General features: G+C 69.0%; 21 protein-coding genes. 9 read left to right on the plus strand and 12 right to left on the minus strand.

Going from position 1 to position 24175, the window contains the following annotated elements; all coding sequences use genetic code 11:
- Nucleotides 1-15 precede the first annotated feature (15 nt).
- Nucleotides 16-1344, plus strand: coding sequence for a ferredoxin reductase family protein (locus CGK74_RS11690; protein WP_094268654.1), 1329 nt, complete (start codon nucleotides 16-18; stop codon nucleotides 1342-1344).
- 83 nt (nucleotides 1345-1427) lie between these two features.
- Here CGK74_RS11690 and CGK74_RS11695 read toward each other — a convergent pair whose 3' ends face one another.
- The 5 genes from CGK74_RS11695 to CGK74_RS11715 all read right to left on the minus strand — a co-directional run bounded on the left by CGK74_RS11695 (nucleotide 1428) and on the right by CGK74_RS11715 (nucleotide 8441).
- The gene (locus CGK74_RS11695; RefSeq protein WP_094268727.1) at nucleotides 1428-1808 is read right to left on the minus strand and encodes a hypothetical protein; all 381 of its coding nucleotides are present in this window, start codon (nucleotides 1806-1808) and stop codon (nucleotides 1428-1430) included.
- 143 nt (nucleotides 1809-1951) lie between these two features.
- Nucleotides 1952-5167, minus strand: coding sequence for an efflux RND transporter permease subunit (locus CGK74_RS11700; protein WP_094268655.1), 3216 nt, complete (start codon nucleotides 5165-5167; stop codon nucleotides 1952-1954).
- Nucleotides 5160-6686, minus strand: coding sequence for an efflux RND transporter periplasmic adaptor subunit (locus CGK74_RS11705; protein ID WP_048709875.1), 1527 nt, complete (start codon nucleotides 6684-6686; stop codon nucleotides 5160-5162). The genes CGK74_RS11700 and CGK74_RS11705 overlap by 8 nt, the downstream gene beginning before the upstream one ends.
- Nucleotides 6687-6700: 14 nt before the next feature.
- Nucleotides 6701-8002: a TolC family protein gene (locus tag CGK74_RS11710; protein ID WP_240498704.1), complete on the minus strand. Its 1302-nt coding sequence runs from the start codon at nucleotides 8000-8002 to the stop codon at nucleotides 6701-6703.
- A 79-nt stretch (nucleotides 8003-8081) separates the two neighbouring features.
- Complete coding sequence (locus tag CGK74_RS11715) at nucleotides 8082-8441, minus strand: copper-binding protein (RefSeq protein ID WP_094268656.1); 360 nt, start codon at nucleotides 8439-8441, stop codon at nucleotides 8082-8084.
- A 161-nt stretch (nucleotides 8442-8602) separates the two neighbouring features.
- Here CGK74_RS11715 and CGK74_RS11720 point away from each other — a divergent pair, with 161 nt between their 5' ends.
- Genes CGK74_RS11720 through CGK74_RS11730 form a run of 3 tightly spaced genes read left to right on the plus strand, consistent with a single transcriptional unit; the run spans nucleotide 8603 to nucleotide 11156 of the window.
- Nucleotides 8603-9280, plus strand: a complete 678-nt coding sequence (locus CGK74_RS11720; RefSeq protein ID WP_094268657.1) for a heavy metal response regulator transcription factor — start codon at nucleotides 8603-8605, stop codon at nucleotides 9278-9280.
- Entirely contained in the window at nucleotides 9274-10704 is a 1431-nt protein-coding gene (locus CGK74_RS11725; RefSeq protein ID WP_094268658.1) for a heavy metal sensor histidine kinase, read from the plus strand. The genes CGK74_RS11720 and CGK74_RS11725 overlap by 7 nt, the downstream gene beginning before the upstream one ends.
- On the plus strand, nucleotides 10701-11156 hold the full coding sequence (locus tag CGK74_RS11730) for a DUF411 domain-containing protein (RefSeq protein ID WP_094268659.1): 456 nt from the start codon (nucleotides 10701-10703) through the stop codon (nucleotides 11154-11156). Before CGK74_RS11725 ends, CGK74_RS11730 begins: the two co-directional genes overlap by 4 nt.
- A 22-nt stretch (nucleotides 11157-11178) precedes the next feature.
- Here CGK74_RS11730 and CGK74_RS11735 read toward each other — a convergent pair whose 3' ends face one another.
- The 4 genes from CGK74_RS11735 to CGK74_RS11750 all read right to left on the minus strand — a co-directional run bounded on the left by CGK74_RS11735 (nucleotide 11179) and on the right by CGK74_RS11750 (nucleotide 13957).
- A complete protein-coding gene (locus CGK74_RS11735; protein ID WP_094268660.1) occupies nucleotides 11179-12138 on the minus strand; it encodes a DNA-3-methyladenine glycosylase family protein in 960 nt (319 codons plus the stop codon).
- A complete protein-coding gene (locus CGK74_RS11740) occupies nucleotides 12135-13184 on the minus strand; it encodes an RNA methyltransferase (RefSeq protein WP_094268661.1) in 1050 nt (349 codons plus the stop codon). Before CGK74_RS11740 ends, CGK74_RS11735 begins: the two co-directional genes overlap by 4 nt.
- Nucleotides 13185-13265: 81 nt before the next feature.
- A complete protein-coding gene (locus CGK74_RS11745) occupies nucleotides 13266-13625 on the minus strand; it encodes a c-type cytochrome (protein ID WP_206186238.1) in 360 nt (119 codons plus the stop codon).
- A gap of 11 nt (nucleotides 13626-13636) precedes the next feature.
- Complete coding sequence (locus CGK74_RS11750) at nucleotides 13637-13957, minus strand: c-type cytochrome (protein WP_094268662.1); 321 nt, start codon at nucleotides 13955-13957, stop codon at nucleotides 13637-13639.
- 164 nt (nucleotides 13958-14121) lie between these two features.
- On the opposite strand from CGK74_RS11750, the gene CGK74_RS11755 reads away from it, so the two are divergent.
- Genes CGK74_RS11755 through CGK74_RS11765 form a run of 3 tightly spaced genes read left to right on the plus strand, consistent with a single transcriptional unit; the run spans nucleotide 14122 to nucleotide 17574 of the window.
- On the plus strand, nucleotides 14122-14973 hold the full coding sequence (locus tag CGK74_RS11755) for an AAA family ATPase (RefSeq protein WP_094268663.1): 852 nt from the start codon (nucleotides 14122-14124) through the stop codon (nucleotides 14971-14973).
- Between the two features lie 14 nt (nucleotides 14974-14987).
- The gene (locus tag CGK74_RS11760; protein WP_094268664.1) at nucleotides 14988-16373 is read left to right on the plus strand and encodes an EAL and HDOD domain-containing protein; all 1386 of its coding nucleotides are present in this window, start codon (nucleotides 14988-14990) and stop codon (nucleotides 16371-16373) included.
- 22 nt (nucleotides 16374-16395) lie between these two features.
- Nucleotides 16396-17574, plus strand: coding sequence for a vWA domain-containing protein (locus tag CGK74_RS11765; RefSeq protein WP_094268665.1), 1179 nt, complete (start codon nucleotides 16396-16398; stop codon nucleotides 17572-17574).
- 31 nt (nucleotides 17575-17605) lie between these two features.
- Here CGK74_RS11765 and CGK74_RS11770 read toward each other — a convergent pair whose 3' ends face one another.
- A complete protein-coding gene (locus tag CGK74_RS11770; RefSeq protein WP_094268666.1) occupies nucleotides 17606-18784 on the minus strand; it encodes a multidrug effflux MFS transporter in 1179 nt (392 codons plus the stop codon).
- 10 nt (nucleotides 18785-18794) lie between these two features.
- Nucleotides 18795-19295 (minus strand): YkgJ family cysteine cluster protein, encoded by a 501-nt coding sequence (locus CGK74_RS11775; RefSeq protein ID WP_094268730.1) that lies wholly within the window; start codon nucleotides 19293-19295, stop codon nucleotides 18795-18797.
- A 235-nt stretch (nucleotides 19296-19530) separates the two neighbouring features.
- Between CGK74_RS11775 and CGK74_RS11780 the strand changes: the two genes are divergently transcribed.
- Both CGK74_RS11780 and CGK74_RS11785 read left to right on the plus strand, forming a co-directional pair.
- Nucleotides 19531-20652 (plus strand): ABC transporter substrate-binding protein, encoded by a 1122-nt coding sequence (locus CGK74_RS11780; RefSeq protein WP_094268667.1) that lies wholly within the window; start codon nucleotides 19531-19533, stop codon nucleotides 20650-20652.
- Nucleotides 20649-21878 (plus strand): sensor domain-containing diguanylate cyclase, encoded by a 1230-nt coding sequence (locus tag CGK74_RS11785; protein WP_094268668.1) that lies wholly within the window; start codon nucleotides 20649-20651, stop codon nucleotides 21876-21878. The genes CGK74_RS11780 and CGK74_RS11785 overlap by 4 nt, the downstream gene beginning before the upstream one ends.
- Before the next feature lie 96 nt (nucleotides 21879-21974).
- On the opposite strand, the gene CGK74_RS11790 is transcribed toward CGK74_RS11785, so the two are convergent.
- Nucleotides 21975-24158 carry a malate synthase G gene (locus CGK74_RS11790; protein ID WP_094268669.1) on the minus strand — a complete coding sequence of 728 codons (2184 nt, stop codon included), beginning with the start codon at nucleotides 24156-24158 and terminating at the stop codon, nucleotides 21975-21977.
- Nucleotides 24159-24175 lie beyond the last annotated feature (17 nt).

Here is a 24175-nt window from a genome sequence, read left to right on the forward strand (position 1 = left end):
CCCGGGAGCCTTACCATGATCCCCGTTCTGTCCGGCTTCATTGCCATCCTCGCCCTCGCCTGGGGGCTTAACACGGCGGCCCTCGACGGCGGCCAAGCGTCCCTGCCCTGGCTGATCCGCGAACAGGGCCTGTACCTGAGCGGCCTGCTGTCCATCGGCCTGATGTCACTGGCGATGGTGCTGGCGACGCGACCGGTGATCCTCGAGCGACCGCTCGGCGGCATGGACCGCATCTTCCGCCTGCACAAGTGGGCGGGCATCCTCGCCGCGGTGTTCGCCGCGCTGCACTGGCTGATCGAGATGTCGGACGACCTCATCAAGGCCCTGTACGGCCGCAGCAGGCGCCCGGCGGAAATGGAGTTCGGCGGCCTGCTCGGCACCTTGCGCGACGCTGGCGAGGAACTGGGCGAGTTCGCGATCTATCTCGTCCTCGGCATGATCGTGCTGAGCCTGTGGAAACGCTTCCCGTACAAGTTCTGGCGCCATCTGCACCGCGCCATGCCGGCGCTCTACCTGCTGCTCGCCTTCCATGCCGCGGTGCTCGCCCCGCTCGACTACTGGTCGCAGCCGGTCGGCATGCTCCTGGCCCTGCTGCTCGCCTCCGGCACGGTCGCCGCGGTCATCGCGCTCAGCGGGCGCATCGGCCGCGACCGTCGCGTGCAGGGGGTGGTCACGGCAGTGTCCTCACCGGCACCGGATGTGACCGAGGTAGTCTGCCGCCTCGGCGGCGAATGGCGCGGCCATCGCGCCGGCCAGTTCGCCTTCGTCTCCTTCACCGGGCTCGACCGCTTCGAGGGCGCCCATCCCTTCACCATCGCCAGCGCCGACCATGGCGACCGCACACTGAGCTTCCAGATCAAGGCCCTGGGCGACCACACCCGCCAGCTCGCGGGCCGGGTCGCAGTCGGCCAGCCGGTCACGGTGGAAGGCCCCTACGGCCGCTTCGTGCTCGAACGCCGTGACCGCAAGGCCCGCCAGGTCTGGGTCGCAGGCGGCATCGGCGTAACGCCCTTCCTCGCCTGGCTGGACGAACTGCGTACGCGCCGCGAAAACGCCATGCCGGTGGAACTGCACTACAGCACGCGTGGCGCGACGCAGGATCCCTTCGTCGCCCGCCTCCGGACGCTTTGTGCGGACCTGCCGGATGTGACACTGCATGTCCATGACAGCAGCGCAGGCACGGCTATCAAACCCGACGCGTTCGCCACGGCGCAGGCGGACGGGGCACGCACCGAAGTGTGGTTCTGCGGCCCCCCGCGTCTGGGCGACCAACTGAAGGCAGCGCTGGCCCGCCTGTGGCGCCGTCGCGTGCGCTTCCATCGCGAGGCCTTCGAAATGCGCTGAAGTTGTTGCAGCAATGACAAGGCCGCCGGCGCCATCGGCGCGGGCGGCCTTGCTTCGTAGCCTTCAGCCGGTCATGCAATCACTCAGCGACCGCCTCCGCCCGGCCCCATGCCGCCCCGCTGTCCCATGCCACTACCGGGGCCCATTCCGCCTCCCGGTCCCATGCCGCCACCGCCCGGCCCCATCCCGCCGCGCATCGGTGGCTCATCCGGCAGAGTCACGCCGCGCTCGCGCGCACGCTCCACCATCTGCTTGTGATGCTCGCTGCGGATCTGTTCGCGCTCTTCCAGGGTCTTGGCCGAACGCATCTTGATGCGGTGCTCGACACGCTCTTCGGGCGTCATGATCTGGGAGCCATAGATCGGCGCGTCATCGGGAATCGGTGGCAGATCGCCCTGCTGGGCAAACGCGCTGCCTGCAAGCAGCAGCGCAGCGGCAACGCTCGTCAGAAAGCGGTGTTTCATGATCCTTACCTCCATCATCGGTTGCACATCGGGTACGGCCCGGAACACCTCGGAACCTCGACGGAACCGCACGTTCAGTTCCACTCTAGGACGCTCTCAGACGCATGTCTGTATCCTTGTGTAGCGCGTCAACGATGCGTTGTTTACGGTGCGTTCTGCCTGCGCAACTCCCACTGCCTGACCAGTGCGAACAGCACCGGAATCACCGCCAGCGTGAGCACGGTGGAGGACACCATGCCGCCCACCATCGGCGCCGCGATGCGGCTCATCACCTCGCTGCCGGTGCCGGTGCCCCACATCACCGGCAGCAGGCCGAGGATGACGGTGATCACGGTCATCATCTTCGGTCGCACGCGGCCGGCAGCGCCCTCCATCACCGCGGCATAGAGGTCGGTCACCGAGGGGATGCGGCCCTGCGCCGCGCACTCCGCACGCACGCGTGCCCAGGCCTGATCGAGGTAGATCAGCATGATTACGCCCGTCTCCGCCGCGACGCCGGCGAGCGCGATGAATCCCACCGCCACCGCCACGCTCATCTGGTAGTCCAGCCACCACATCAGCCACACGCCGCCGATCAGTGCGAAGGGCACCGACAGCATCACGATCAGCGTCTCGGCCAGGCGGCGGAAGTTCAGGTAGAGCAGCACGAAGATCAGCGCCAGCGTCAGCGGGCCGACGACCGCCAGCTTCGACTTGGCCCGCTCCATGTTCTCGAACTGCCCGCTCCAGGTGGCGTAGTAGCCGGGCGGAAAGCTGACCTGCTCCGCCACCGCCTGGCGCGCACGGGAGACGAAGGCGCCGAGATCGGCCTCGCGCGTGTCGACATACACATAGGCGGCCAGCATCGCATTCTCGGTGCGCACGGCCGGTGCGCCGCGCACGATGCGCACTTCAGCGAGCTGGCCGAGCGGCACAGGGCCGGTTGCGGTCGGCACCAGCACGCTGGCGGCAACGCGCGTCGGATCGTCGCGCAGCGCGCGCGGGTAGCGCACGCTGACGTTGTAGCGCTCGAGGCCCTCGACCGTGGTCGTCACCCGCTCGCCGCCGAGTGCTGTGGCCAGCGTCTCCTGCAGTCGGTCGATGGTCAGGCCGTAACGCGCCAGTTGGTCACGGCGCGGCTCGATATCGACGTAGTAGCCGCCCGCGACGCGCTCGGCGTAGGCGCTGCTGGTGCCGGGCACGGCGCGCACGGCGGCCTCGACCGACTTCGCCACCTGCTCGAGCGTTTCGAGGTCCTTGCCGAACACCTTCACCCCCACCGGCGTGCGGATGCCGGTCGACAGCATGTCGATGCGGGCCTTGATCGGCATGGTCCAGGAATTGGCCAGGCCGGGAAACTTCAGCGCCGCATCCATCTCGGCGATCAGCGCATCCACCGTCATGCCCGGCCGCCACTGCTCCTGCGGCTTGAGGTTGATGACGGTCTCGAACATCTCCAGCGGCGCGGGGTCGGTTGCGGTATTGGCGCGGCCGGCCTTGCCGTACACCGACTCGACCTCGGGGAAGGTCTTGATGATGCGGTTGGTGGTCGCGAGCAGGCGCCCGGCCTCGGTCACCGACATGCCCGGCAGCGCGGCGGGCATGTAGAAGATCGCCCCCTCGTTGAGGGTCGGCATGAACTCGCTGCCGAGCTGGCGCGCCGGGATCAGCGTCACCGCCATCGCCAGCAGTGCGAGCGCGAGCGTCGTCAGCTTGAAGCGCATCACCAGCGCGATCAGCGGGCGATACATCGCCACCAGCACGCGATTGATGGGGTTGCGATGCTCGGCCACGATCCGTCCGCGCACGAAGAACAGCATCAGCACGGGCACCAGCGTCACCGACAGGAAGGCCGCGCCGGCCATGGCGAAGGTCTTGGTCCAGGCCAGGGGCGAGAACAGCCGGCCCTCCTGCCCTTCGAGTGTGAACACCGGCAGGAAGGAGACGGTGATGATCAGCAACGAGAAGAACAGCGCCGGCCCCACCTCGCGGCAGGCGCCGATCAGCACCGCCGCGCGCTCGGCTGCGGTCGCGCCCTCGTGCAGGGTCTCCAGGCGCTTGTGCGCGTTCTCGATCATGACGATGGAGGCGTCCACCATCGCGCCGATGGCGATCGCGATGCCGCCCAGGCTCATGATGTTCGAGCCGATGCCCAGCGCCTGCATGCCGATGAAGGCCACGAGGATGCCGAGCGGCAGCGTCACGATGGCGACCAGTGCGCTACGCACGTGCAGCAGGAAGACCACGCACACCGCGGCGACGATCAGGCTTTCTTCCAGCAGCGTCCATTTGAGGTTGTCGATGGCGCGCTCGATCAGCGTCGAGCGGTCGTACACCGGCACGACTTCCGCACCTTCCGGCAGGCCCGGTGCCACCTCGGCGAGCTTGGCCTTGACCGCAGCGATCACGTCGAGCGCGTTCTGGCCGAAGCGCGCCATGACGATGCCGGAAGCGACCTCGCCCTCGCCGTTCAGCTCGGCCAGGCCGCGCCGCTCGGCCGGCACCCATTCGACTCGGCCGACATCGGCGATGCGCACCGGTGTACCGCCGTCCATCTTCAGCACGATGCCGGCGATGTCGTCCGCGTCGCGCAGGTAGCCACGGCCGCGGACCATGTACTCCTTCTCCGCCAGCTCGATGACGCGCCCGCCCACGTCGCGATTCGACTCGCGGATGGCGCGCGTCACGTCGTCGAGCGTGATGCCGTAGCCGGCAAGCCGGTAGGGATCGACCGTAACCTGGTATTCGCGCACGAAGCCGCCGACGCTGGCGACCTCGGACACGCCCTCGGCCTGCGTCAGCTGGTAGCGCAGATACCAGTCCTGCAGGCTGCGCGTGTCGGCCAGGGACATGTCGCGGCCGGTGACGGCGTACTGGTACACCCAGCCGACGCCTGTGGCATCCGGCCCGATCTGCGGCGCCACGCCCTGCGGCAGGCGCGCCGCCGCGGTGCTCAGGTACTCCAGCACGCGCGAGCGCGCCCAGTAGATGTCGGTGCCGTCCTCGAAGATCACATACACGTAGGACGCACCGAACATCGAGAAGCCGCGTACCACCTTCGCCCGCGGCACGGCCAGCATCGACGTGGTGAGCGGATAGGTGACCTGGTCCTCGACCACCTGCGGTGCCTGGCCGGGGTAGTCTGTGTAGACGATGACCTGCACGTCCGACAGGTCGGGCAGCGCATCGAGCGGCGTATGACGGATCGCGTACAGGCCGGCGCCGATCAGGAACAGCGTCGCCAGCAGTACCAGGAAGACGTTGCGTGCCGACCAGTCGATCAGGCGGCCGAGGGCGCCCCCCTCGCCGGCCTCCGCCGCCTGCGAGGGCGCCGCGTCGGCTCGTTCCGGATGGCCGGCCTCGCGCACCGCCTCAGTCATGACGATGCTCCGCCGCCGGGGTCGCGGCGTCGCCAGGTCCTTCGATGCGGGTCACGACGTAGTCACCGGGTCCGCGCTCCTCGAAGCGGAAGCGGATCGGCGCCCCCGGCGCGAGACCGCGCACCAGCTCCGGCGACGCCAGGCCGAAGTCCATCGTCATCTCCGGCCATTTCAGCGCCGGGATCTCGCCGTGGGTCAGGGTCACGCTACCCAGTTCGGCATCGAAGGCCTCGAAGCGGCCTTCGGCCTCATGGACCGGCGGCGGCGCAGCGGCCTCGTTCATGTTCGACAGCGCCGCCCGCAACTGGCTTTCTGAGTCGATCAGGAAGTTGGCGGACACCACCACGCGCTCGCCGGCCTGCACCCCCTCGCGCACCTCGACGAAGTCCCCGCCGCGTGCGCCGAGCCGCACCGGACGCGGCTGGAAGCGCCCCTCGTCCAGCGCCATCAGCACCACCTGGCGCTCGCCGTCATCGATGACGGCCGAGGCCGGCACGACCAGCGTCGGTGCCACGCCGCCGGTCTCCAGTTCCACCCGGGCGAACATCCCGGGGCGCAGCACGCCGTCGGGGTTGTCGAGTTCGAGCCGCAGCGGCGTGCTGCGCGTGGAGGTGTTGAGCGTCGGGTAGAGGTAATCGACCCGCGCCTCGAAGGCCCTGCCGGGGAAGGCGTCCAGCGTCACCTGTGCATGCTGGCCGGGCCGGATCTGCGAAAGATCGCGCTCATAGACGTCGGCGACGACCCACACCCGCGACAGGTCGGCGATGCGGAACAAGGCCTCTCCCGCGGCGAAGCGCGCGCCCTCGATCGCGGCCTTGTCCAGCACGATGCCGGCAACCGGCGCATGCAGGGTCTGGCGCGGTCCGGCCTGGCCCCCCACCTGGAGGTTGCGCAGGCGCGCGCGCGTCGCCTCGGCCAGGCGCGCGGCGGCCTCGCCCGCCACCGGGTCGGCGCTGCTGTCGCGCTGCAGGCGCTCGGCGATGCGCAGCTCCTCGCCGGCCGACTGCAGCTCGGGGCTGTAGGTGCTGAACAGCGGCTGGCCCTTGCGCACGACATCGCCCACGGCACGCACGTGAAGGCGTTCGATCCAGCCGTCGAAGCGCGGTGCCACCACCGCCTGCGCGCGCTCGTCGATCTCCACGCGGCCGCTGGCTCGGATCGGCACTGCCAGCGTGCGCGACTCGACCACCGCGGTCCGAACCCCCAGCGTCTGCACGCGCGCCGGGCTGACACGGACCACGCCGGCGTCGTCGGGCTGTTCGTCGGCATAGACCGGGATGTAGTCCATGCCCATCGAATCCTTCTTGGGGACGGGCGACGTATCGGGCAAGCCCATCGGGTTGCGGTAATAGAGGATCGTGCGTTCGCCCGTCGCGGATGCCGCCGCCCCCTGATCCACCGCGCCGGCCGGGGTCCCAGCCGCTGCGCCGCTGCGGGCGTCGGCCGGCACGCCGAGGCCGGTGCCGGCCCAGTATCCCCCGCCCGCCGCCAGCGCGGCGACCACCACCAGCGCACCCATGCGCGTTCCCTTGTTCACTTCGTTTCCCCAGACAGTTTCTCGATCTCGCTGAGTGCAAGACGGGTTTCGATCTCGGTCTGCAGCAGCCGCTCGCGCACGGCGATGAGCTGGCGTTCGGCCTCGAGCACGCTATCGAAGTCCGCCTGCCCGCCGACCAGTGCCGCACGCGCGGCGTCACGCGTGGCGAGTACCTGCGGCAGCAGGCTCTCGCGCAGCAGACGCAGGCCATCCCGACCGCCGCCATAGCGTGCCCAGGCCGCGCCGAGTTCGCCGACCGCGGCATCCGCGCTCGCCTCGCGACGCGCCTCGGCCGCCGTCAGCATCAGCTCCGCCTCGCGTTCGCGCGCCCGGCGGCTACCCTGCTGCAGCGGGATCATCACTTCGAACATCAGGTCCCAGGACGGGCGCCCTTCGTCCGGCCGGTTGTAGGTCAGCCCGACGCTGAAGTCCGGCGCGCGTTCGCGGTAGGTGCGCGCCCGCTCGGCGCGGGCGACATCGACGCCCCGGGCCGCACTCAGCACCTCGGGACTGCGCGCGCGGGCGCGCTCGAACAGCGCGCCCGCATCGAGCGCATCCGGCAGCGGCGCAGGGTCGGTCGGGGGCACCAGTGGCGCATCGGGTGCGCGGGCAAGCAGGCCATTCAGCATCGCCACCACGCCGCGGCGCGCCTGCTCACGCGTCAGCAGCACCAGTCGCTGTTCGCTGATTTCGCGCTGCGCGCGCAGCACGGTCTGCTGCGGCAGCAGGCCAAGGCGATAACGTGCCAGCGCCAGCGTCTCGAGCTCCTGCAGCAGAGCCAGCGCATCGCGAGCCAGGGCCAGCTCGCGATCGGCGGCGTAGTAGCGCAGCCAGGCGGCCTCGATCACTGCCGCCCGCTCGGCCCAGCCGGCATCGCGCATCGCCGCCGCACGGCGGGCCTGCGCCTCGGCCGCCTCCGCCGCCAGCTCACGCTTGCCCCAGCCGGGCAAGGGCTGCACCACACGATAGCGCGTCTCGCCGACCTGCCCCGGCAACACGGAGGCCGAACGGCCGTTCATGGTGTTGGTGAAATCCATCAGCTCCAGCTCGAAACGCGGATCGGGCAGCGCGCCGGCCGGCTCGACGCGCTCACGCGCTGCCTCAGCCTCGGCGCGATCAGCGGCATACGCCGGGCTGTGCGCCCGGGCATGCTCGATCAGGGCGCGCACATCGGCGCCGAGCGCAGTGCCTTCCGTAGCGCCCGAGTCAGCCCCGAAAGCCGTGACGGGCGCAGCAAGAGCACAGGAGAGCAGGCCGGCAAGCGCACGCATTCGAATGCTGAATGGAGGGGGCTTCATCGGCGGCATGGACAGCGATGGGCGTCTGGGGAAGGCATGCACAGCTCGAAAACGTCGGCTGCCATGCAGCGGGAACAGGTCAAGGCAGGCGCTCCAGCTCGACCACGGTGAAGGTGCTGCCGACCTTGTCGGCGATGAAGCGGATGCTGTCGCCGGTCTTGACCTGCTCGAGCATGGCAGCGTCGGCAACGGCGAACGCCATCGTCATCGGCGGCATGTCCAGGCGCGGCAGGGGCCCGTGGGCGATCGTGATCTTGCCAGCCGTCTTGTCCACCTTGCGCACCGTGCCTTCGGAATGGTCGCTGGCCGCAGGAGGCGCCGCGGCCCGACTTGCACCGTGGCTGCCGTGGTGGTCATGGCCGGACTGCGCCAGCGCGCCGGCCGGCGCCGCCAGGATGAACGTCGCAGCCAGCAGCGGGATGTGGAGTGCCTTCATCATGTCGGATCTCTCGCATTGATTGGGGTGACGACATGCTGCCCCGCCCTCGCCGTCCACACCCTGACGCCCGGATTACATCTCTGTAATGTGGCGTCCGGCCGCACGCCGAGAGGGCACAATGAGCCCGTATCTCGCGAGCCCCCTACCCTGATCGAAGCGACATGAAGATCCTGATCGTCGAAGACGAACCCAAGACCGGCGACTACCTGCGCCAGGGACTGGCCGAGGCCGGCTTCGTGGTCGACCTCGCCCGCGACGGGCTGGACGGCCTGCATCTGGCGTTGAACGGTGACTATGCGCTGGTGGTGCTGGACGTGATGCTGCCAGGGCTCGATGGCTGGGGCGTACTACAGACGCTGCGTCGCGGCGGGCGCGAGATGCCGGTGCTGTTCCTCACCGCACGCGATCAGGTCGAGGATCGGGTGCGCGGCCTGGAACTCGGGGCCGACGACTACCTCGTCAAGCCCTTCGCCTTCTCCGAACTGCTGGCGCGCGTGCGCACGCTGCTGCGCCGGGGCCGCAGCAAGGAGCCGGACGTGCTGCGCGCCGCCGACCTCGAGCTCGACCTGCTGCGCCGGCGCGTGCTGCGCGCCGGCCAGCGCATCGACCTGACCGCCAAGGAGTTCGCCCTGCTGGAACTGCTGCTGCGGCGCCAGGGCGAGGTGCTGCCGCGCTCGCTGATCGCCTCGCAGGTTTGGGACATGAACTTCGACAGCGACACCAACGTGATCGAAGTCGCCGTGCGCCGGCTGCGCGCCAAGGTCGACGACGCCTTCGAGCCCAAGCTGATCCGCACCGTGCGCGGCATGGGCTACGTGCTCGAAGTGCCGGAATGCTGAAGATGTCACCACGCCTGTCGCTCACCGCCCGCCTCGCGCTGCTGTTCGCTCTGCTAACCGCGAGCCTGCTGATCGTCGTCGGCGTCGTGCTGGGTCGCGCGGTCGAGGCACACTTCGACGAACTCGACGCGCACGAGCTGGCCGGCAAGCTGACGCTGGTCGGCAACCTGGTGCGCGAAGCCGGTTCGGATGCCGGCCAGCACCTCGATGCGGCTTTCGCCGGCCAGGACACGGTCGGCCTGCTGCTGCGCGCTGCAGACGGGACGGTGCTGCACGCGATCCAGCCCGGCGCGTTCAAGCCCGCCCATCTCGCGGGTGCGGCGCTGATGCAGGGCGGCGAAGGCTGGGAATCGGGACCGCGCCAGTTCATCGGCCGCGAGATCGCGCTGGACGCCGGCGCCGATGCCGGCGGCGCACTGCGCGTGGCCGTGGCGCTGGACATCTCCCACCATGCGCACTTCCTCGACGAAGTGCGGCGCGGGCTGTGGCTCGGCATCTCCGGCGCCGCGCTTGTCGCCGCCCTGCTCGGCTGGTTCGCCGCGCACCGCGGGCTCGCCCCGCTACGACGGGTGACGGCGACCGCGCGCGGCCTGTCGGCCGAACGCCTGTCCCAGCGCCTGGACGAGACCGGCGCCCCGGCCGAAGTCCGAGACCTGGTCGATGCCTTCAACGGCATGCTCGAACGGCTGGAATCCTCCTTCACCCGCCTGTCGGACTTTTCCGCCGACATCGCGCACGAACTGCGCACGCCCGTCTCCAACCTCATGACGCAGACCGAGGTCGCGTTGTCGCGCGCGCGCAGCAGCGAGGAATACCGTGAGGTGCTCGCCTCCAATCTCGAGGAGTTCGAGCGCATCGCGCGCATGGTCGGCGACATGCTGTTCCTTGCCCAGGCCGAGAACGGCCGCTTGCCGCGCCCGGTCGAGACCGTCGCGCTCGATCACGAGATCCACGCTCTGATCGAGTTCTACGAGGCGCTGGCGGAGGAACGCCAGGTGCGCATCACGCTCCATGGGGGCGCATGCGTGACCGGCGACAGGCTGATGCTGCGGCGCGCGGTATCGAACCTGCTGTCCAACGCGCTGCGCCATACAGCGGCGGGCGGCACGATCGACATCCTGATCGAGAATGCCGTCCCCAGCGGGAACGATGCCGTCACCCTGTCGGTCTCCAATACCGGCGACACCATTCCGCCGGACCAGCTGCCGCGCATCTTCGACCGCTTCCACCGCGCCGGTGCGAACCGCGCGCGTCACGGCGAGGGCGCAGGCCTCGGGCTGGCGATCACGCGTTCGATCGTGCTAGCGCATGGCGGCGACATCGCTGCCATCTCGGCTGACGGGCTGACGCGTTTCACCATCACGTTGCCGCGCGCCACGGATGCGCGCGCCCCACTTTCCGAGTCTTCAGGAGCCTCCACATGAAATCCCTCCGCCCGACCCTGCGCACCCTGCTGGCCGCCACGGCGATCGGCCTCGCCACCCTCGGCCACGCGACGGCAGCCGACGACGAGGTGACGATGTTCAAGGACCCCAACTGCGGCTGCTGCGGCAAGTGGGCCGAGCACATGCGCGCCAACGGCTTCAAGGTCAAGGAAGTCGCCACCGGCGAAATGGGCGCGATCAAGCGCACGGCGGGCGTGCCGCAGGCCCTGGGGTCCTGCCACACGGCCAAGGTCGGCGGCTACGTCGTCGAAGGCCACGTGCCGGCGGCCGACGTCAAGCGCATGCTGGCCGACAAGCCGGCCATCACCGGCATCTCCGCCCCCGGCATGCCGATGGGCTCGCCCGGCATGGAAGGCCCCTACCCGTCCGACCGCTACGACGTCGTGAGCTTCGACGCCGCGGGCAAGACCGCGGTGTTCGCCAGCCACTGAGCAGGCCGGGGCGCCGGCACGCTCAGTCGCCGGCCTTGAGCGTCCACAGGTGCGCGGCGACCAGCGCGCGCCACGGCGAGAACGGCGCCAGCCAGCGCTCGGCCTCGCGCTCGCCGATTCGCTCGGGAGATCCGATCAGGTGTTGCAGGCCGCGGCGCACTGCGGCGTCGCCATGCAGCGAGCCGTCCAGCCAGCCGAAGCCGCGCAGCAAGGCATAGTTGACCGTCCACGGCCCGATGCCGCGAATGGCAAGCAATCTGGCGCGGATCTCATCGACCGGCAGCGTCGATCCCGCATCCCCGTGCCGGCCCAGCTCCATCCAGTGGTCCAGCGGCAATTCGCCCTCGACCACCGCGCGGGCCAGCGCGAGCAAGGCCTCGGCCTTGGTCTGCGAGCAGCCAGCCGCGCGCAGGGCACCGGCGTCGAGCTGCAACAGACTGGAAGCGTCCGGGTAGCACATCAGGCCGCCGGAATGATGCCGGCCCACGGCCAGGATGAGCTTGCGCCGCAGCGCAACCGCCGCACCGAGGCTGACCTGCTGGCCGACGATCGCCCAGCTCAGGGCCTCGAAGGGCGTGGCCGCCTGCGGCACGCGCAGGCCGGCATTGCGTGCGAGCAGCGGCCCGAGCTGCGGATGCCCGGCATGGGCGCGCTCGAAGGTCTCGACCGGCTGGTCCAGACCCAGCATGTGGCGCACGAGTCCGGCAAGCGCGTCTTGCGCATCGCCATCACCATCGCCGGCGCGCGCCGCCGGCGCCTCGTCGATGACGCAGCGGGCATGCACCGCGTCCCCGGTGACGCGAATCTCCAGGCAGGCGGGCCGTCCGTTCCAAACCAGCCCTTTGTCCAGCCCGGCCCCGGCATCCGATTCGAACGTGCGCTCGGCAAGCTGCTGCGGGTCGCGGCGGTGGAACGCGAGCACGTCCGCCATGCGAAAGCCCTCGGGCAAGGGCAGGCGGCAGTGCAGCGCGTGCGCCGTCATGACTGGGCGGAGCGCTCGGCCAGCCGGCGTTCGCGCGCAACGAAGCCGATCTTGATCTCGCGGGCGCGCAGCTGCCCGCAGCCGGCGTCGACGTCCTGGCCGGCGGAGCGCCGCAGCTTGGTCAGCACGCCACGCTGATGCAGCCAGCGCGCGGCGTCGGCCGCCTTCTCCCAGCTCGGGCGGCGGAAGTCGAGCCCCTCGACGGTGTTGAACGGGATCATGTTCATCACCGCATACTTGCCGGCGAGCAGGCGGACGATGCCTTCCAGCTCGTCGGCACTGTCATTGACGCCCTCGATCAGCGTCCATTGGTACTGGATGGGATAGCCGGTGGCGCGCGCATAGGCCTCGCCCAGTTCGACCAGCGCCTCCGGCTGGATACGTTGCGCGCGCGGCAGCAGTTGCGCGCGCAACCCGGCGCGCGTGGTGTGCAGCGACAGCGCCAGCGCGGGCTTCACCCGCATCTGCGGCAGGCGCTCGAACACGCGCTCGTCACCCACCGTGGAAAACACCAGGTTCTTGTGCGGAATCGCGCCATCGGTGCCGAGCGTCTCGATCGCCTCGACGACGTTGTCGAGGTTGTGCGCCGGCTCACCCATGCCCATGAACACCACCTTGTGCACCCGGCGCAGGCTGCGCGCCAGCGCCACCTGGGCGACGATCTCGGCGCTGGCGAGTTGGCGCAGCAGGCCGTCCTTGCCGGTCATGCAGAACACGCAGCCCACCGCGCAGCCGACCTGGGTCGACACGCACAGGCCGTCGCGCGGCAGCAGCACGCTCTCCACCGTCTGACCGTCGGCCAGCTCGACCAGCAGCCGGGACGAGCCGTCCTCGCCCGGATGCTGCGAACGCAGGCGGGCGAGTCCGTCGAGCTCAGCGGTGAGCACCGGCAGGGCCTGGCGCAATGCCAGCGGCAGGAAGTGTTCCTGCGGACGCGGGCCGCCGTCGAGCGGCAGGCGTTGCAGCCAGGCCCGCATCAGGCGGTCTTCGTGGCAGGGTTTGGCGCCCAGTTCCCGCAGGCGGGCGCGAAGGTTTTCGATGCGCATGGGGCCGGCATCCTAGCACCCGCAGGCGGGCGCGTCAGTGGTCGGACGCGGTGGTCGGATGCGGAAAGCCGGCCCTCACGCTCAGCGTTTCACGTACAGGCCCTGCTGCGCACCGTACCAGGCGGCCAGGTCGGCCATGTCCTGCTTCGACAGAGGCTCGACCTGCGCCGCCATGATCGGGTTCTTGCGCTTGCCGGCCTTGTAGTCGAGCAGCGCCTGCAGCAGGTAGTCCGGGTGCTGGCCGCCGATGCGCGGGAAGGCCGGCGTCGGGCTGTTGCCATCAGCGCCGTGGCAGGCGGCACAGACCTCGGACTTCTGCTTGCCGCGTATCGGGTCGCCCGCGGCCTGCGCCGGCGCGAGAACCGCCGCCATGGCCGCAACGACGAGGCCGCGCACCAGGCGCGGAGACAGGAACAACGAGGACAGTCGATCGAATCGCATGGCTCGTCCCCTCAGCGCGCGGCGCTGTAATACGCCGCCAGGTCGGCCATGTCCTGCTCGGACAGTCCCCCGGCAACGCCCTGCATGGTCGGATGGCTGCGTTCGCCGGCTTTGTAGGCCTGCAGTGCAGCGACGATGTACTCCGGATGCTGGCCTCCCAGCTTGGGCACCGAATAGACCTGTGGAAACGTGGTGCGATAGCCTTCGATGCCATGACAACCGATGCACATCGAGATCTTGCCCTTCGCCGCCTCGGCGTCGCCCTCGACTGCCAGCGCGGGCCAGGCCGAAACCGCCAGCACCAGACCGCAAACCAGATATCGTCCCTGCATGTTGACTCCTCCGTTGGGGGGATGCTGCACAAGCCGTTGTCGATAGGGTCCGCCCCAGCTCGGGCAATCGCTATTCATCGTGCTTAGCCCTGGCGCGGTCGTTTCGCCGGTTTTCCGTAACGCTAGCCGTATAATCATTCGTAAATAAATCAGAGGATTCCCGAATGTCCACCCTTCGTTTCGAGGGCACGGCCGATTACGTTGCCACCCCCGACCTGATGCTCGCCGTCAATGCGGCGATCCGACTGCAGCGTCCGCTGCTGATCAAGGGCGAACCGGGCACGGGCAAGACGATGCTGGCCGAGGAAGTCGCGGCCGCACTCGGGCTGCCGCTGCTGCAGTGGCACATCAAGTCGACCACCAAGGCGCAGCAGGGCCTGTACGAGTACGACGCCGTCTCGCGCCTGCGCGACTCGCAGCTCGGCGACGACCGCGTCAAGGACATCGGCAACTACATCGTCAAGGGCGTGCTGTGGCAGGCCTTCGAGGCCGAGCGCCCGACCGTGGTGCTGATCGACGAGATCGACAAGGCCGACATCGAATTCCCCAACGACCTGCTGCGCGAACTCGACCGCATGGAGTTCCATGTGTACGAGACGCGCGAAACCATCCGGGCGCGGCACCGGCCGATCGTGTTCATCACCTCGAACAACGAGAAGGAGCTGCCCGACGCCTTCCTGCGCCGCTGCTTCTTCCACTACATCCGCTTCCCCGACCGCGACACGATGCAGCGCATCGTCGATGTGCACTTCCCCGGCATCCGCAAGCAGCTGCTGACCGAGGCGCTCGAGGTCTTCTTCGGCCTGCGCGAGGTTCCCGGCCTGAAGAAGAAACCCTCCACCTCCGAACTGATCGACTGGCTCAAGCTGCTGGTGGCAGAGGACATCCCGCCCGAGGCCCTGCGCAGCCAGGATGGCAAGGTGGTCGTGCCGCCGCTGCACGGGGCACTGCTGAAGAACGAGCAGGACATGCACCTGTTCGAGCGCCTGGTGTTCATGTCCCGTCACAACCGCTGACGCCGCGCAAGCGCATGTTCAAGGCCCTTTTCGACTGGCTGTCCGGACGTCGCCGCCCCACCCCGCAACAGCTGGCACCGGCCGCGGGGCCGGCGGACTTCGAGCAGCTCAACCGCGACGCGCCGCTGCGCGATACCGCCGTCGGCGAGAACGCGCCAACGAGCAATGCCACCTTTCTGTGCCGCGAAGCGGTGCTCGGCCGTGATCAGCGCATCGCCGGCTACCAGTTCATGCTGCAGGAGAGCACGCGCAACCGCATCCACCACAGCAGCCGCCGCATCCACCACCTCTACGCGGAAGTGCTGGTGCGCAGCCTGATCGGGGCGGACATCGGCCGCTTGCTCGGGCACCGCCGCGCCTTCCTCGAGGTTCCGGACTCCTTCCTCGGCCATCCCTGCCTCGACGAACTGCCGGCCAGCCAGGTAGTGCTGATCGCCGCGCCGCATCACGAGGAAGGCTGCGTGCCATCCGAAACGCTGCTTCCGGTCATCGAGGCACTCAAGCAGCGCGGTTTCGGCTTCGGCCTGCCCGATCCGCTGGTGACACCCGAATACGGTCCGCTGCTGCCGCTGGCCGACGTGGTCGTCGTGCGTGCGCCCGCGCTGGATGCGCGGCGCGGCCTGCAGCTGAGCGGTCTCATCAGCCAGCATGCGCCGCACGCCCGCCTGTTCACGCGCGACGTTCCCTCGCTCGAGGATTTCCGCTTCGCTTTCAAGCTAGGCGCTGCATTGTTCCAGGGCCCCTTCATCACCAGCCGCGAGGACTGGAGCGAACACGAGCTCGGCCCCGACAGCCTGCGCATCGCAGCGCTCATCGGGCGCCTGCGCCACGACGCCGAGACTCGCGAACTGGCCGCTCTGCTCAAGGAAGACGGTGCGCTTTCGCTGCGCCTGCTGCGCTACGTCAATTCCGCCGCCAATGCGTTGCCGACACCGATCTCGTCCATCGAGCACGCACTGGCAATGCTCGGCCAGGAGCGCCTGTACCGCTGGCTGGTGCTGCTCGCCTGCAGCACCGACGGCCGCAATGCGCGCGCCGCGGCGGCGCTGGAAACCGCACTCATCCGCGCCCACCTGATGGAACTGCTCGGCCACGATTTCCCGCAACTGAAGGCCGACGCCCTGTTCCTCGTCGGCCTGCTCTCGCTCGCCGACGTGATCATGCAGGTGCCGCTGGAAAAGGTGCTCGCTCCGCTCGCGCTGGATCCCGACATCGAGGCGGCGTTACGACGCGGCGAGGGCCCGTTGTTCCCGCTGCTCGAACTCGCCATCGCCTGCGAACGGGGCGACACCGACCCCAGCCGCCTGCATGCCCTCGCCGACGCGCGCGGCATTTCGGCGCAGCGTGCCTCGGACTGCCACCTCAAGGCCATGCTGTGGGCCATCGAACTCGACATCTGAGCCCGGCCCGGGAGCCTCGACGATGCTGATCGACTTCTTCCTGCACCTCAAGGCACGCAAGCTGCCGGTGTCAACGCGCGAGTTCCTGACCCTGCTCGAGGCGCTGCAGGCGCACGTCTGCGGCCCGTCCATCGACGATTTCTACATGCTGGCGCGGGCCTGCCTGGTCAAGGACGAATCGCTCTACGATCGCTTCGACCAGGCCTTCGGCGAGTACTTCAAGGGCGTGACCGAGATTCCCGGCCTCGACGCCGAGATCCCGGAGGAGTGGCTGCGCGCGATGGCGCGGAAACACCTGACGCCCGAGGAGCGCGCAAAGCTGGAAAAGCTTGGCTGGGACAAGCTGATGGACGAGTTCCGCAAGCGCCTCGCGGAGCAGAAGGGACGCCACCAGGGCGGCAACAAGTGGATCGGCACCGGCGGCAGCTCGCCCTTCGGCAACAACGGCACCCACCCGGAAGGCATCCGCATCGGGGGCGAATCGGCCGGCAACCGCACGGCGGTCAAGGTGTGGGACAAACGCGAGTTCCGCAACCTGGACGACTCGGTGGAGCTGGGCACGCGCAACATCAAGGTCGCCCTGCGCCGGCTGCGCCGCTTCGCCCGCCAGGGCGCGGCCGAGGAGCTCGACCTCGACGGCACCATCGCCGCCACCGCGCGCAACGCCGGCTGGCTGGACCTGCTGATGCGCCCGGAGCGCCACAACGCGGTGAAGGTGCTGCTGTTCCTCGACGTCGGCGGCTCGATGGACGACCACATCAAGGTGTGCGAGGAACTGTTCTCGGCCTGCCGGCTGGAGTTCAAGCACCTCGAGTACTTCTATTTCCACAACTGCGTGTATGAGGGCGTGTGGCGCGACAACCGGCGGCGCCATGCCGAACGCACGCCGGTGTTCGACGTCATCCACAAGTACGGACCGGACTACAAGCTGATCTTCGTCGGCGACGCGACCATGAGCCCGTACGAGGTCCTGCACCCGCACGGCTCGGTCGAGCACATGAACGCCGAGGCCGGTGCCACCTGGCTGCGCCGCCTGCTCGACGCCTACCCGGCCGCGGCCTGGCTCAACCCCGAACCCGAGCGCCTGTGGGACTACCGCAAGTCCATCGAGCTGATCCGCGAGATCATGGGCGATCGAATGTACCCGATGACGCTCGACGGCCTCGCTCGGGCGATGCAGGGCCTGTCGAAGAAGCACTGAGGGCAGCGGGCCGCGCCGCCCGTGTCCGACCTCAGCGGCGCAGCAACAGCGCCCAGGTCGCCAGGCTGAACAGCATCCCGCCCGCCACCGTCAGCGCCAGCGGCGTCGCGCTGGCCTGCACGCCATGGCCGACGATCATGCCCGCGCCGGCGCCGAGCCCCATCTGCACGAAGCCCATCAGCGAGGCCGCCGCCCCGGCCATCTTTGGGTAGCCCGCCAGCCCCAGCGCCGTCGCATTGGGCATCACCAGGCCGATGGCCATCGTCACGCCCCACATCGGCCCCATTATGGCGGCCGGGTGATTCACGCCCGCGAGCGCGAGGCCGGCCATCAGCAGGCCGCAGGCCGCACCGAGGAGGACGCCGCTGCGGATCATCCACCCCGCCCCCAAGCGGCGCGACAGCCGCGCGGACAGCACGGTGCCGACCATGAAGCCGGTGACGTTGGCACCGAAGGCAAAGCCCATCTGCTGCGGCGACATGCCGTAAAGCTCGATGTAGACGAAGGGCGAGCCCGAGATGAAGGCAAACAAGGCCGCAAAGGCGCCGCAGCCGGTCAGTAGTGCGCCGCGATACACGCGGTCGGCCAGCAGCACGCCGTAGTTCGCCACCATGCGCGACGGCTGCATCGCCTGCGGATCGGGGTGGCGGTTGGTCTCCTTCAGGACTGTCCACACCATGGCCGTCAGCACCAGGCCATAGCCGGTCAGGGTGATGAAGGTCGAGCGCCAGCCGAAGGATGCGCTCAACCAGCCGCCAAGGATGGGCGCCGCGAGCGGCGCCAGCGCCGTCGCCGTCGCCACGTGCGACAGCACGCGCGCCGCCTCGTGCGGACCATACACGTCGCGCACCACCGCGCGCCCCAGCACCGGCCCCACACAGGCGCCAAAGGCCTGCACCAGCCGCGCCGCCACCAGGGTCTCGATCGTCGGCGCCACCGCGCAGGCCGCCGAGGACAGCACGAATACCGCCATGCCCCACAGCATCACCGGCCGTCGCCCGAAGCGGTCGGACAACGGACCGATCAGCAACTGCCCGAAACCGAAGCCGAGCAGGTAGACCGACAGCGTGAGCTGCGCCCCGGCCGTGTCCGTGCCCAGCGCCCGCGCAATGGCCGGCAGCGCCGGCAGGTAGAAATCGGTCGACAACGGACCGAGGGAAGTCAGCGCGACGATGAGGACGGCGAGCAGGACGCTGTGCTGTACGGGCATGAAGATCGATTCAGAAGGTGAGCGCGAACCACTCGGTCAGGCTGCGTGTTTCGCCGCTCGCCGCGAGCGCGCGATCGATGACGTCCTGGTTGCCCCACACGACGTCGGCCAGCTCGCCCTGCGCCACGCGCGCCTCGATGTCGCTGCAGTAAAGCCCCAGCTCGCGCTGCACGTAGAAGCCGTAGGTGCGGCAGGCCACGGGTCGGTGTGCATAGACCGGGCAGGCACCGGTTGCGCGGTCGAGCATCGGGCACACGATCGGCACAGTCGCGCCCCGGGCCAGGGTGCCGACCTCGTCCCGGATCGTCAGCAGGCGCTGCGGATCGAGCCCCCGCAAGCCCTCCTTCAGCAGCGCCCATTCCGCGGCCGTCAGACGCGGCACGTCGGCGAGCCGACGGCAGCAGGTATCGCAGCCCTTGCTGCAGGGCCAGTCCGGACGCGCATCGCGTATCGCGCCGACACGGGTGTCGACATCGGCATGGAGACGAAACAGCGGGGATGAGTCGGACATGGCACGGATGATGAGGGAATGGCCAGGCATCGGACGAAGCACGTCCGAGGCCGAAAGGCGATGGCCGGGCATTGTAGCGCGCCGGACCGGGCGGCTTTTTATGCGTGCATGTGCTGCAACGCACAACAGAGCCATGCTCCTCAAGTAGAATGCCAGCTCCCGCCGCAACGCCCCGAATTGGGCAGCCTCTCCGCCGCCCGCTGCCGTGGCATCGTCCAGGAAAGACCAGACCCGAATGCGCCCGACCCTGCGCCTGATGATCGTTTCGCTGCTCGCTGCGGTGCTGTCGCCCGCCTGGGCGATGTCGGTGACCTTCATCAACCCGGGGCGCGCCAGCGAGACCTTCTGGAATACGTCAGCGCATGCGGCCGAGGCGGCGGCGCGCGCCCTGGGCGTCGACTTCGAACTCATCTACCTCGAACGCCAACATCTCGCCGCGCTCGATGTGGTGCGCGAACTCGCGGCACGGTCGGCAGAGCGACGCCCCGACTACGTCATGCTGGTCAATGAAGCCGGCGTGGCCCCCGAAGCGCTGCGCATCCTCGACGAGGCCGGCCTCAGGACCCTGCTCGTCTACAACGGCATACAGGGGGCACAGGAGCGCGCGCTGGTCGGCACCCCGCGCGATACGCACCGCCACTGGCTCGGCTCGATCGAACCGCGCGCAGAGGAGGCCGGCTACCTCACCGCGAAGGCACTCATCGACAAGGGCCGCGAGGCCGGTGCCTTCGGGCCCGACGGCAAGCTGCATCTGCTGGCAATCGCCGGCGATCGTTCCACGCCGTCATCGATCCGGCGCAGCGAAGGCATGCACAAGGCGGTCGACGAGGCCGGCGAAGCGGTGCTGGACCAGGAAGTCTTCGGTGCCTTCAGCCGCGAGAAGGCCACGGAGCAGAGCGCCTGGCTGTTCCAGCGCTTTCCGCATGCGCGTCTGGTGTGGGCGGCAAGCGACCAGATGGCCTTCGGCGCCATGGCGTCGTGGGAAGCGCGCGGCGGACGACCCGGTCGCGACGCCTGGTTCAGCGGCATCAACACCTCGGGCGAGGCCACCAAGGCACTGCGCGAGGGGCGCCTGACGGCGCTGTCCGGTGGCCACTTCATCCTCGGCGCCTGGGCGGTGGTGATGCTTTACGACCATCATCACGGCATCGATTTCGCCGACAGCGAGGGCCTCGAGCTCAGCGCCTCGGTGTTTCCGCTGTTCAGCGTACGCGACGCAGACACCTTCGAGCGGCGCTACGGGTCGGGCCACTTCGGCACCATCGACTTCCGCCGTTTCAGCAAGGCGCTCAACCCGGAGCTCAAACGCTACGACTTCAGCTTCCGCCAGTTGCTGGACGGAGCGGAAGCCCGATGAGCGAGACTCCCGCCCACTCGATCGCCGCCCGGCTGGCAAGGCGCATCCTGCTCTACGCCACCGCCTGCGCACTGCTGATCGGCGGCGTCCAGACCCTGCACCTGTGGCAGGAGGTGAAGCAGCGCTTCGCCCGCTCGATCGAGGCAGTCGGCCTGACCCACGTCCCCCTGCTGTCAGTCGCCGTGTGGGACATCGAACCCGATGCCATCCGGCGCCAGCTGAACCAGCTCGCCAGCCAGCACGCGATCGGCCACGTGCGCCTGGTGACCGACGTCGGTCGGGTCTTCGAGGCCGGCGACCCGGACGCGCTCGACTACGCCGAGGCGCGCCGCTTCGACGTACCCAATCCGACCCGCCAGGGCGAGCGCATCGGCACGCTCGAGATCGTGGCCGACACCCGCGCCTTCTACCGCGAGCTGGCGACCACCGTCGGCGTCGGCCTGCTCGGCTACGGCGTGCTGACGCTGTTGATGTGCGGCATGATTCTGGTCGCCCTGCGGCGCGAACTCGGGCCGCTGCGCCACATCGCCGAGTTCGTCAAGACGCTGTCCCCCGAGCGGCTGACCACGCCGCTGACGGTCGACCGCGGCCCACGCCACCAGCGCGACGAAATCGACCTCGTCGTCGAGGGCTTCCAGATCCTGCAGCGCGGCATCGACGGCCACATCCGCGATCTCGACCATCAGGTGGCCGCACGGACGCGCGATCTCGAAGGCGCACTGGCGTCGATCCGCGCGCTATCGACCACCGACACGCTGACCGGCTGCTTCAACCGCCGCCTGTTCGACGAGCGCATCGCCGACGAAGTCGAGCGCGCCGATCGCTATGCGCGGCCGCTCGCTATCGTGTTCGCCGACGCGGACCACTTCAAGCGCATCAACGACACCTGGGGTCACAACGCCGGCGACGAGGTGCTGCGCGCCTTCAGTGCCAGCCTGAAGGCCCAGGTCCGCGACCACATCGACTGGGTGGTGCGCTACGGTGGCGAGGAGTTCGTGGTCGTGCTGCCGGAGACCACGCTCGATCAGGCGCGGGCGCTGGCCGAACGGATCCGCGTGGCGGTGGAATCCGAGCCACTGACGATAAACGACAAGCCGATCCACCTCACCGCGAGCTTCGGCGTTGCGCAGTACTCGCCTGGCGAGGCGCTGGCCGACTGGATCGACCGCGCCGACAAATGGCTCTACCTCGCCAAGGAACAGGGACGCAACCGGGTCTGCGGCTGAAGCCCGGAACGCAGCGCCCACCCTGGCCGCCCGCTGGCGGCAGCCAAAAAAACGCCGGCACAGCGGCCGGCGTTTTCGTTCGAAGCCTGAGGTCGATCAGGCGCCGACCTTGGCCTTGAAGACCTGGCGGTAGCGGTGCAGCAGCGGCTCGGTGTAGCCGCTGGGCTGGGCGCAGCCTTCGAAGATCAGCGCGCGGGCGGCCTGGAAAGCCACCGAGTCGTCGAAGTTCGGCGCCATCGGGCGGTAGGCGGGATCACCGGCATTCTGGCCATCCACCACCGCGGCCATGCGGCGCAGCGTGGCATCGACCTGCTCGGCGCTGACGACACCGTGGCGCAGCCAGTTGGCGATGTGCTGGCTGGAGATGCGCAGCGTGGCGCGGTCTTCCATCAGGCCGACGTTGTTGATGTCGGGCACCTTCGAGCAACCCACGCCCTGCTCCACCCAGCGCACGACGTAACCGAGAATGCCCTGGCAGTTGTTGTCCAGTTCCTGCTGGCGGGCCTCGGCACTCCAATCGGCCTGGGCGGCGACCGGCACGGTCAGCAGGCCGGTGAGAAGCGCATCGCGCTCGGCCGCCAGGTCGATCTTCTCCATCTCCTGCTGGATCGCGGCCACGTTGATCTGGTGGTAGTGCAGCGCGTGCAGCGTGGCGCCGGTCGGCGACGGCACCCAGGCGGTGTTGGCGCCGGACTTCGGGTGGGCGATCTTCTGCTCGAGCATGGCTGCCATCAGGTCGGGCATGGCCCACATGCCCTTGCCGATCTGGGCCTTACCGCGCAGACCGGCGGTGAGGCCGACCAGCACGTTGTTGCGCTCGTAGGCCTGGATCCAGGCGCTGGTCTTCATGTCGCCCTTGCGGATCATCGGGCCGGCCTCCATGGCGGTGTGCATCTCGTCGCCGGTGCGGTCGAGGAAGCCGGTGTTGATGAAGGCGACGCGGCTCCTGGCGGCGGCGATGCAGGCCATCAGGTTGATCGAGGTGCGGCGCTCCTCGTCCATGATGCCCATCTTCATCGTGTTGCGCGGCAGGCCCAGCAGGTCCTCGACGCGACCGAACAGCTCGTCGGAGAAGGCGACTTCGACCGGGCCGTGCATCTTCGGCTTGACGATGTACATGCTGCCGGTGCGCGAGTTGCCCTTGCGCTTGAGGTCGTGCATCGAGATCAGCGTGGTGACGACGCCGTCGAGGATGCCCTCGGGGATCTCGTTGCCTTCGCCGTCAAGGATGGCCGGGTTGGTCATCAGGTGGCCGACGTTGCGGATGAAGAGCAGCGAGCGGCCGTGCAGGCGCAGCGTGCCACCGGCCACCGCGGTGTATTCGCGGTCGGCGTTGAGACGGCGGGTGATGGTCTTGCCGTTCTTTTCCAGGTCTTCGGTCAGCGTGCCTTGCATCAGGCCCAGCCAGTTGCGATAGACCACGACCTTGTCGTCGGCATCGACGGCGGCGATGGAGTCCTCGCAATCCATGATGGTGGACACGGCGGCTTCCATGACCAGGTCATTGACGCCGGCGGCGTCGGTCTTGCCGATGGCGCCGTTGCGGTCGATCTGGACGTCGATGTGCAGGCCGTTGTTCTTCAGCAGCACCGAGCTCGGCGCGGCGGCGTCGCCCTGGTAGCCGACCAGCTTCTCGGGCTGCTGCAGGCCGACGGTGGAACCATTCTTGAGCGTGACGGCGAGCTTGCCATCGACCACGGCGTAGGCGGTCGATTCGGCGTGCGAGGCGCCGACCAGCGGGGCGGCCTGATCGAGCACGTTGCGCGCGAAGGCGATGACCTTGGCGCCGCGCACCGGGTTGTAGCCCTTGGTCAGTTCGGCGCCGTCGGTCTGCGGGATGGCATCGGTACCGTACAGCGCGTCATACAGCGAACCCCAGCGCGCGTTGGCGGCGTTCAGCGCGTAGCGGGCGTTCATCACCGGCACGACCAGCTGCGGGCCGGCCTGCGAGGACAGTTCGCTATCAACGTTGGGGGTGTCGACCTTGACGCCCGTCGGCTGCGGCAACAGGTAGCCGATCGACTCGAGAAAGGCGCGGTAGGCGGCCATGTCGGTGACGGGGCCTGGGTGGGCGCGGTGCCACTTGTCGAGCTCGGTCTGCAGGCGGTCACGCTCGGCCAGCAGGGCGCGGTTCTTCGGGGCGAGATCGTGTACCAGTGCGTCGAAGCCTTTCCAGAAGGCGGCGACATCTACGCCGGTGCCCGGCAGGGCTTCTTCTTCGATGAAACGCTTCAGATTCGCAGCCACCTGCAGGCGATGGCAGTTCACTCTCTCGGTCATGTTACGCACTCTCTGGA

The organism is Thauera propionica, assembly GCF_002245655.1.
In the GTDB taxonomy this organism is placed as follows: domain Bacteria; phylum Pseudomonadota; class Gammaproteobacteria; order Burkholderiales; family Rhodocyclaceae; genus Thauera; species Thauera propionica.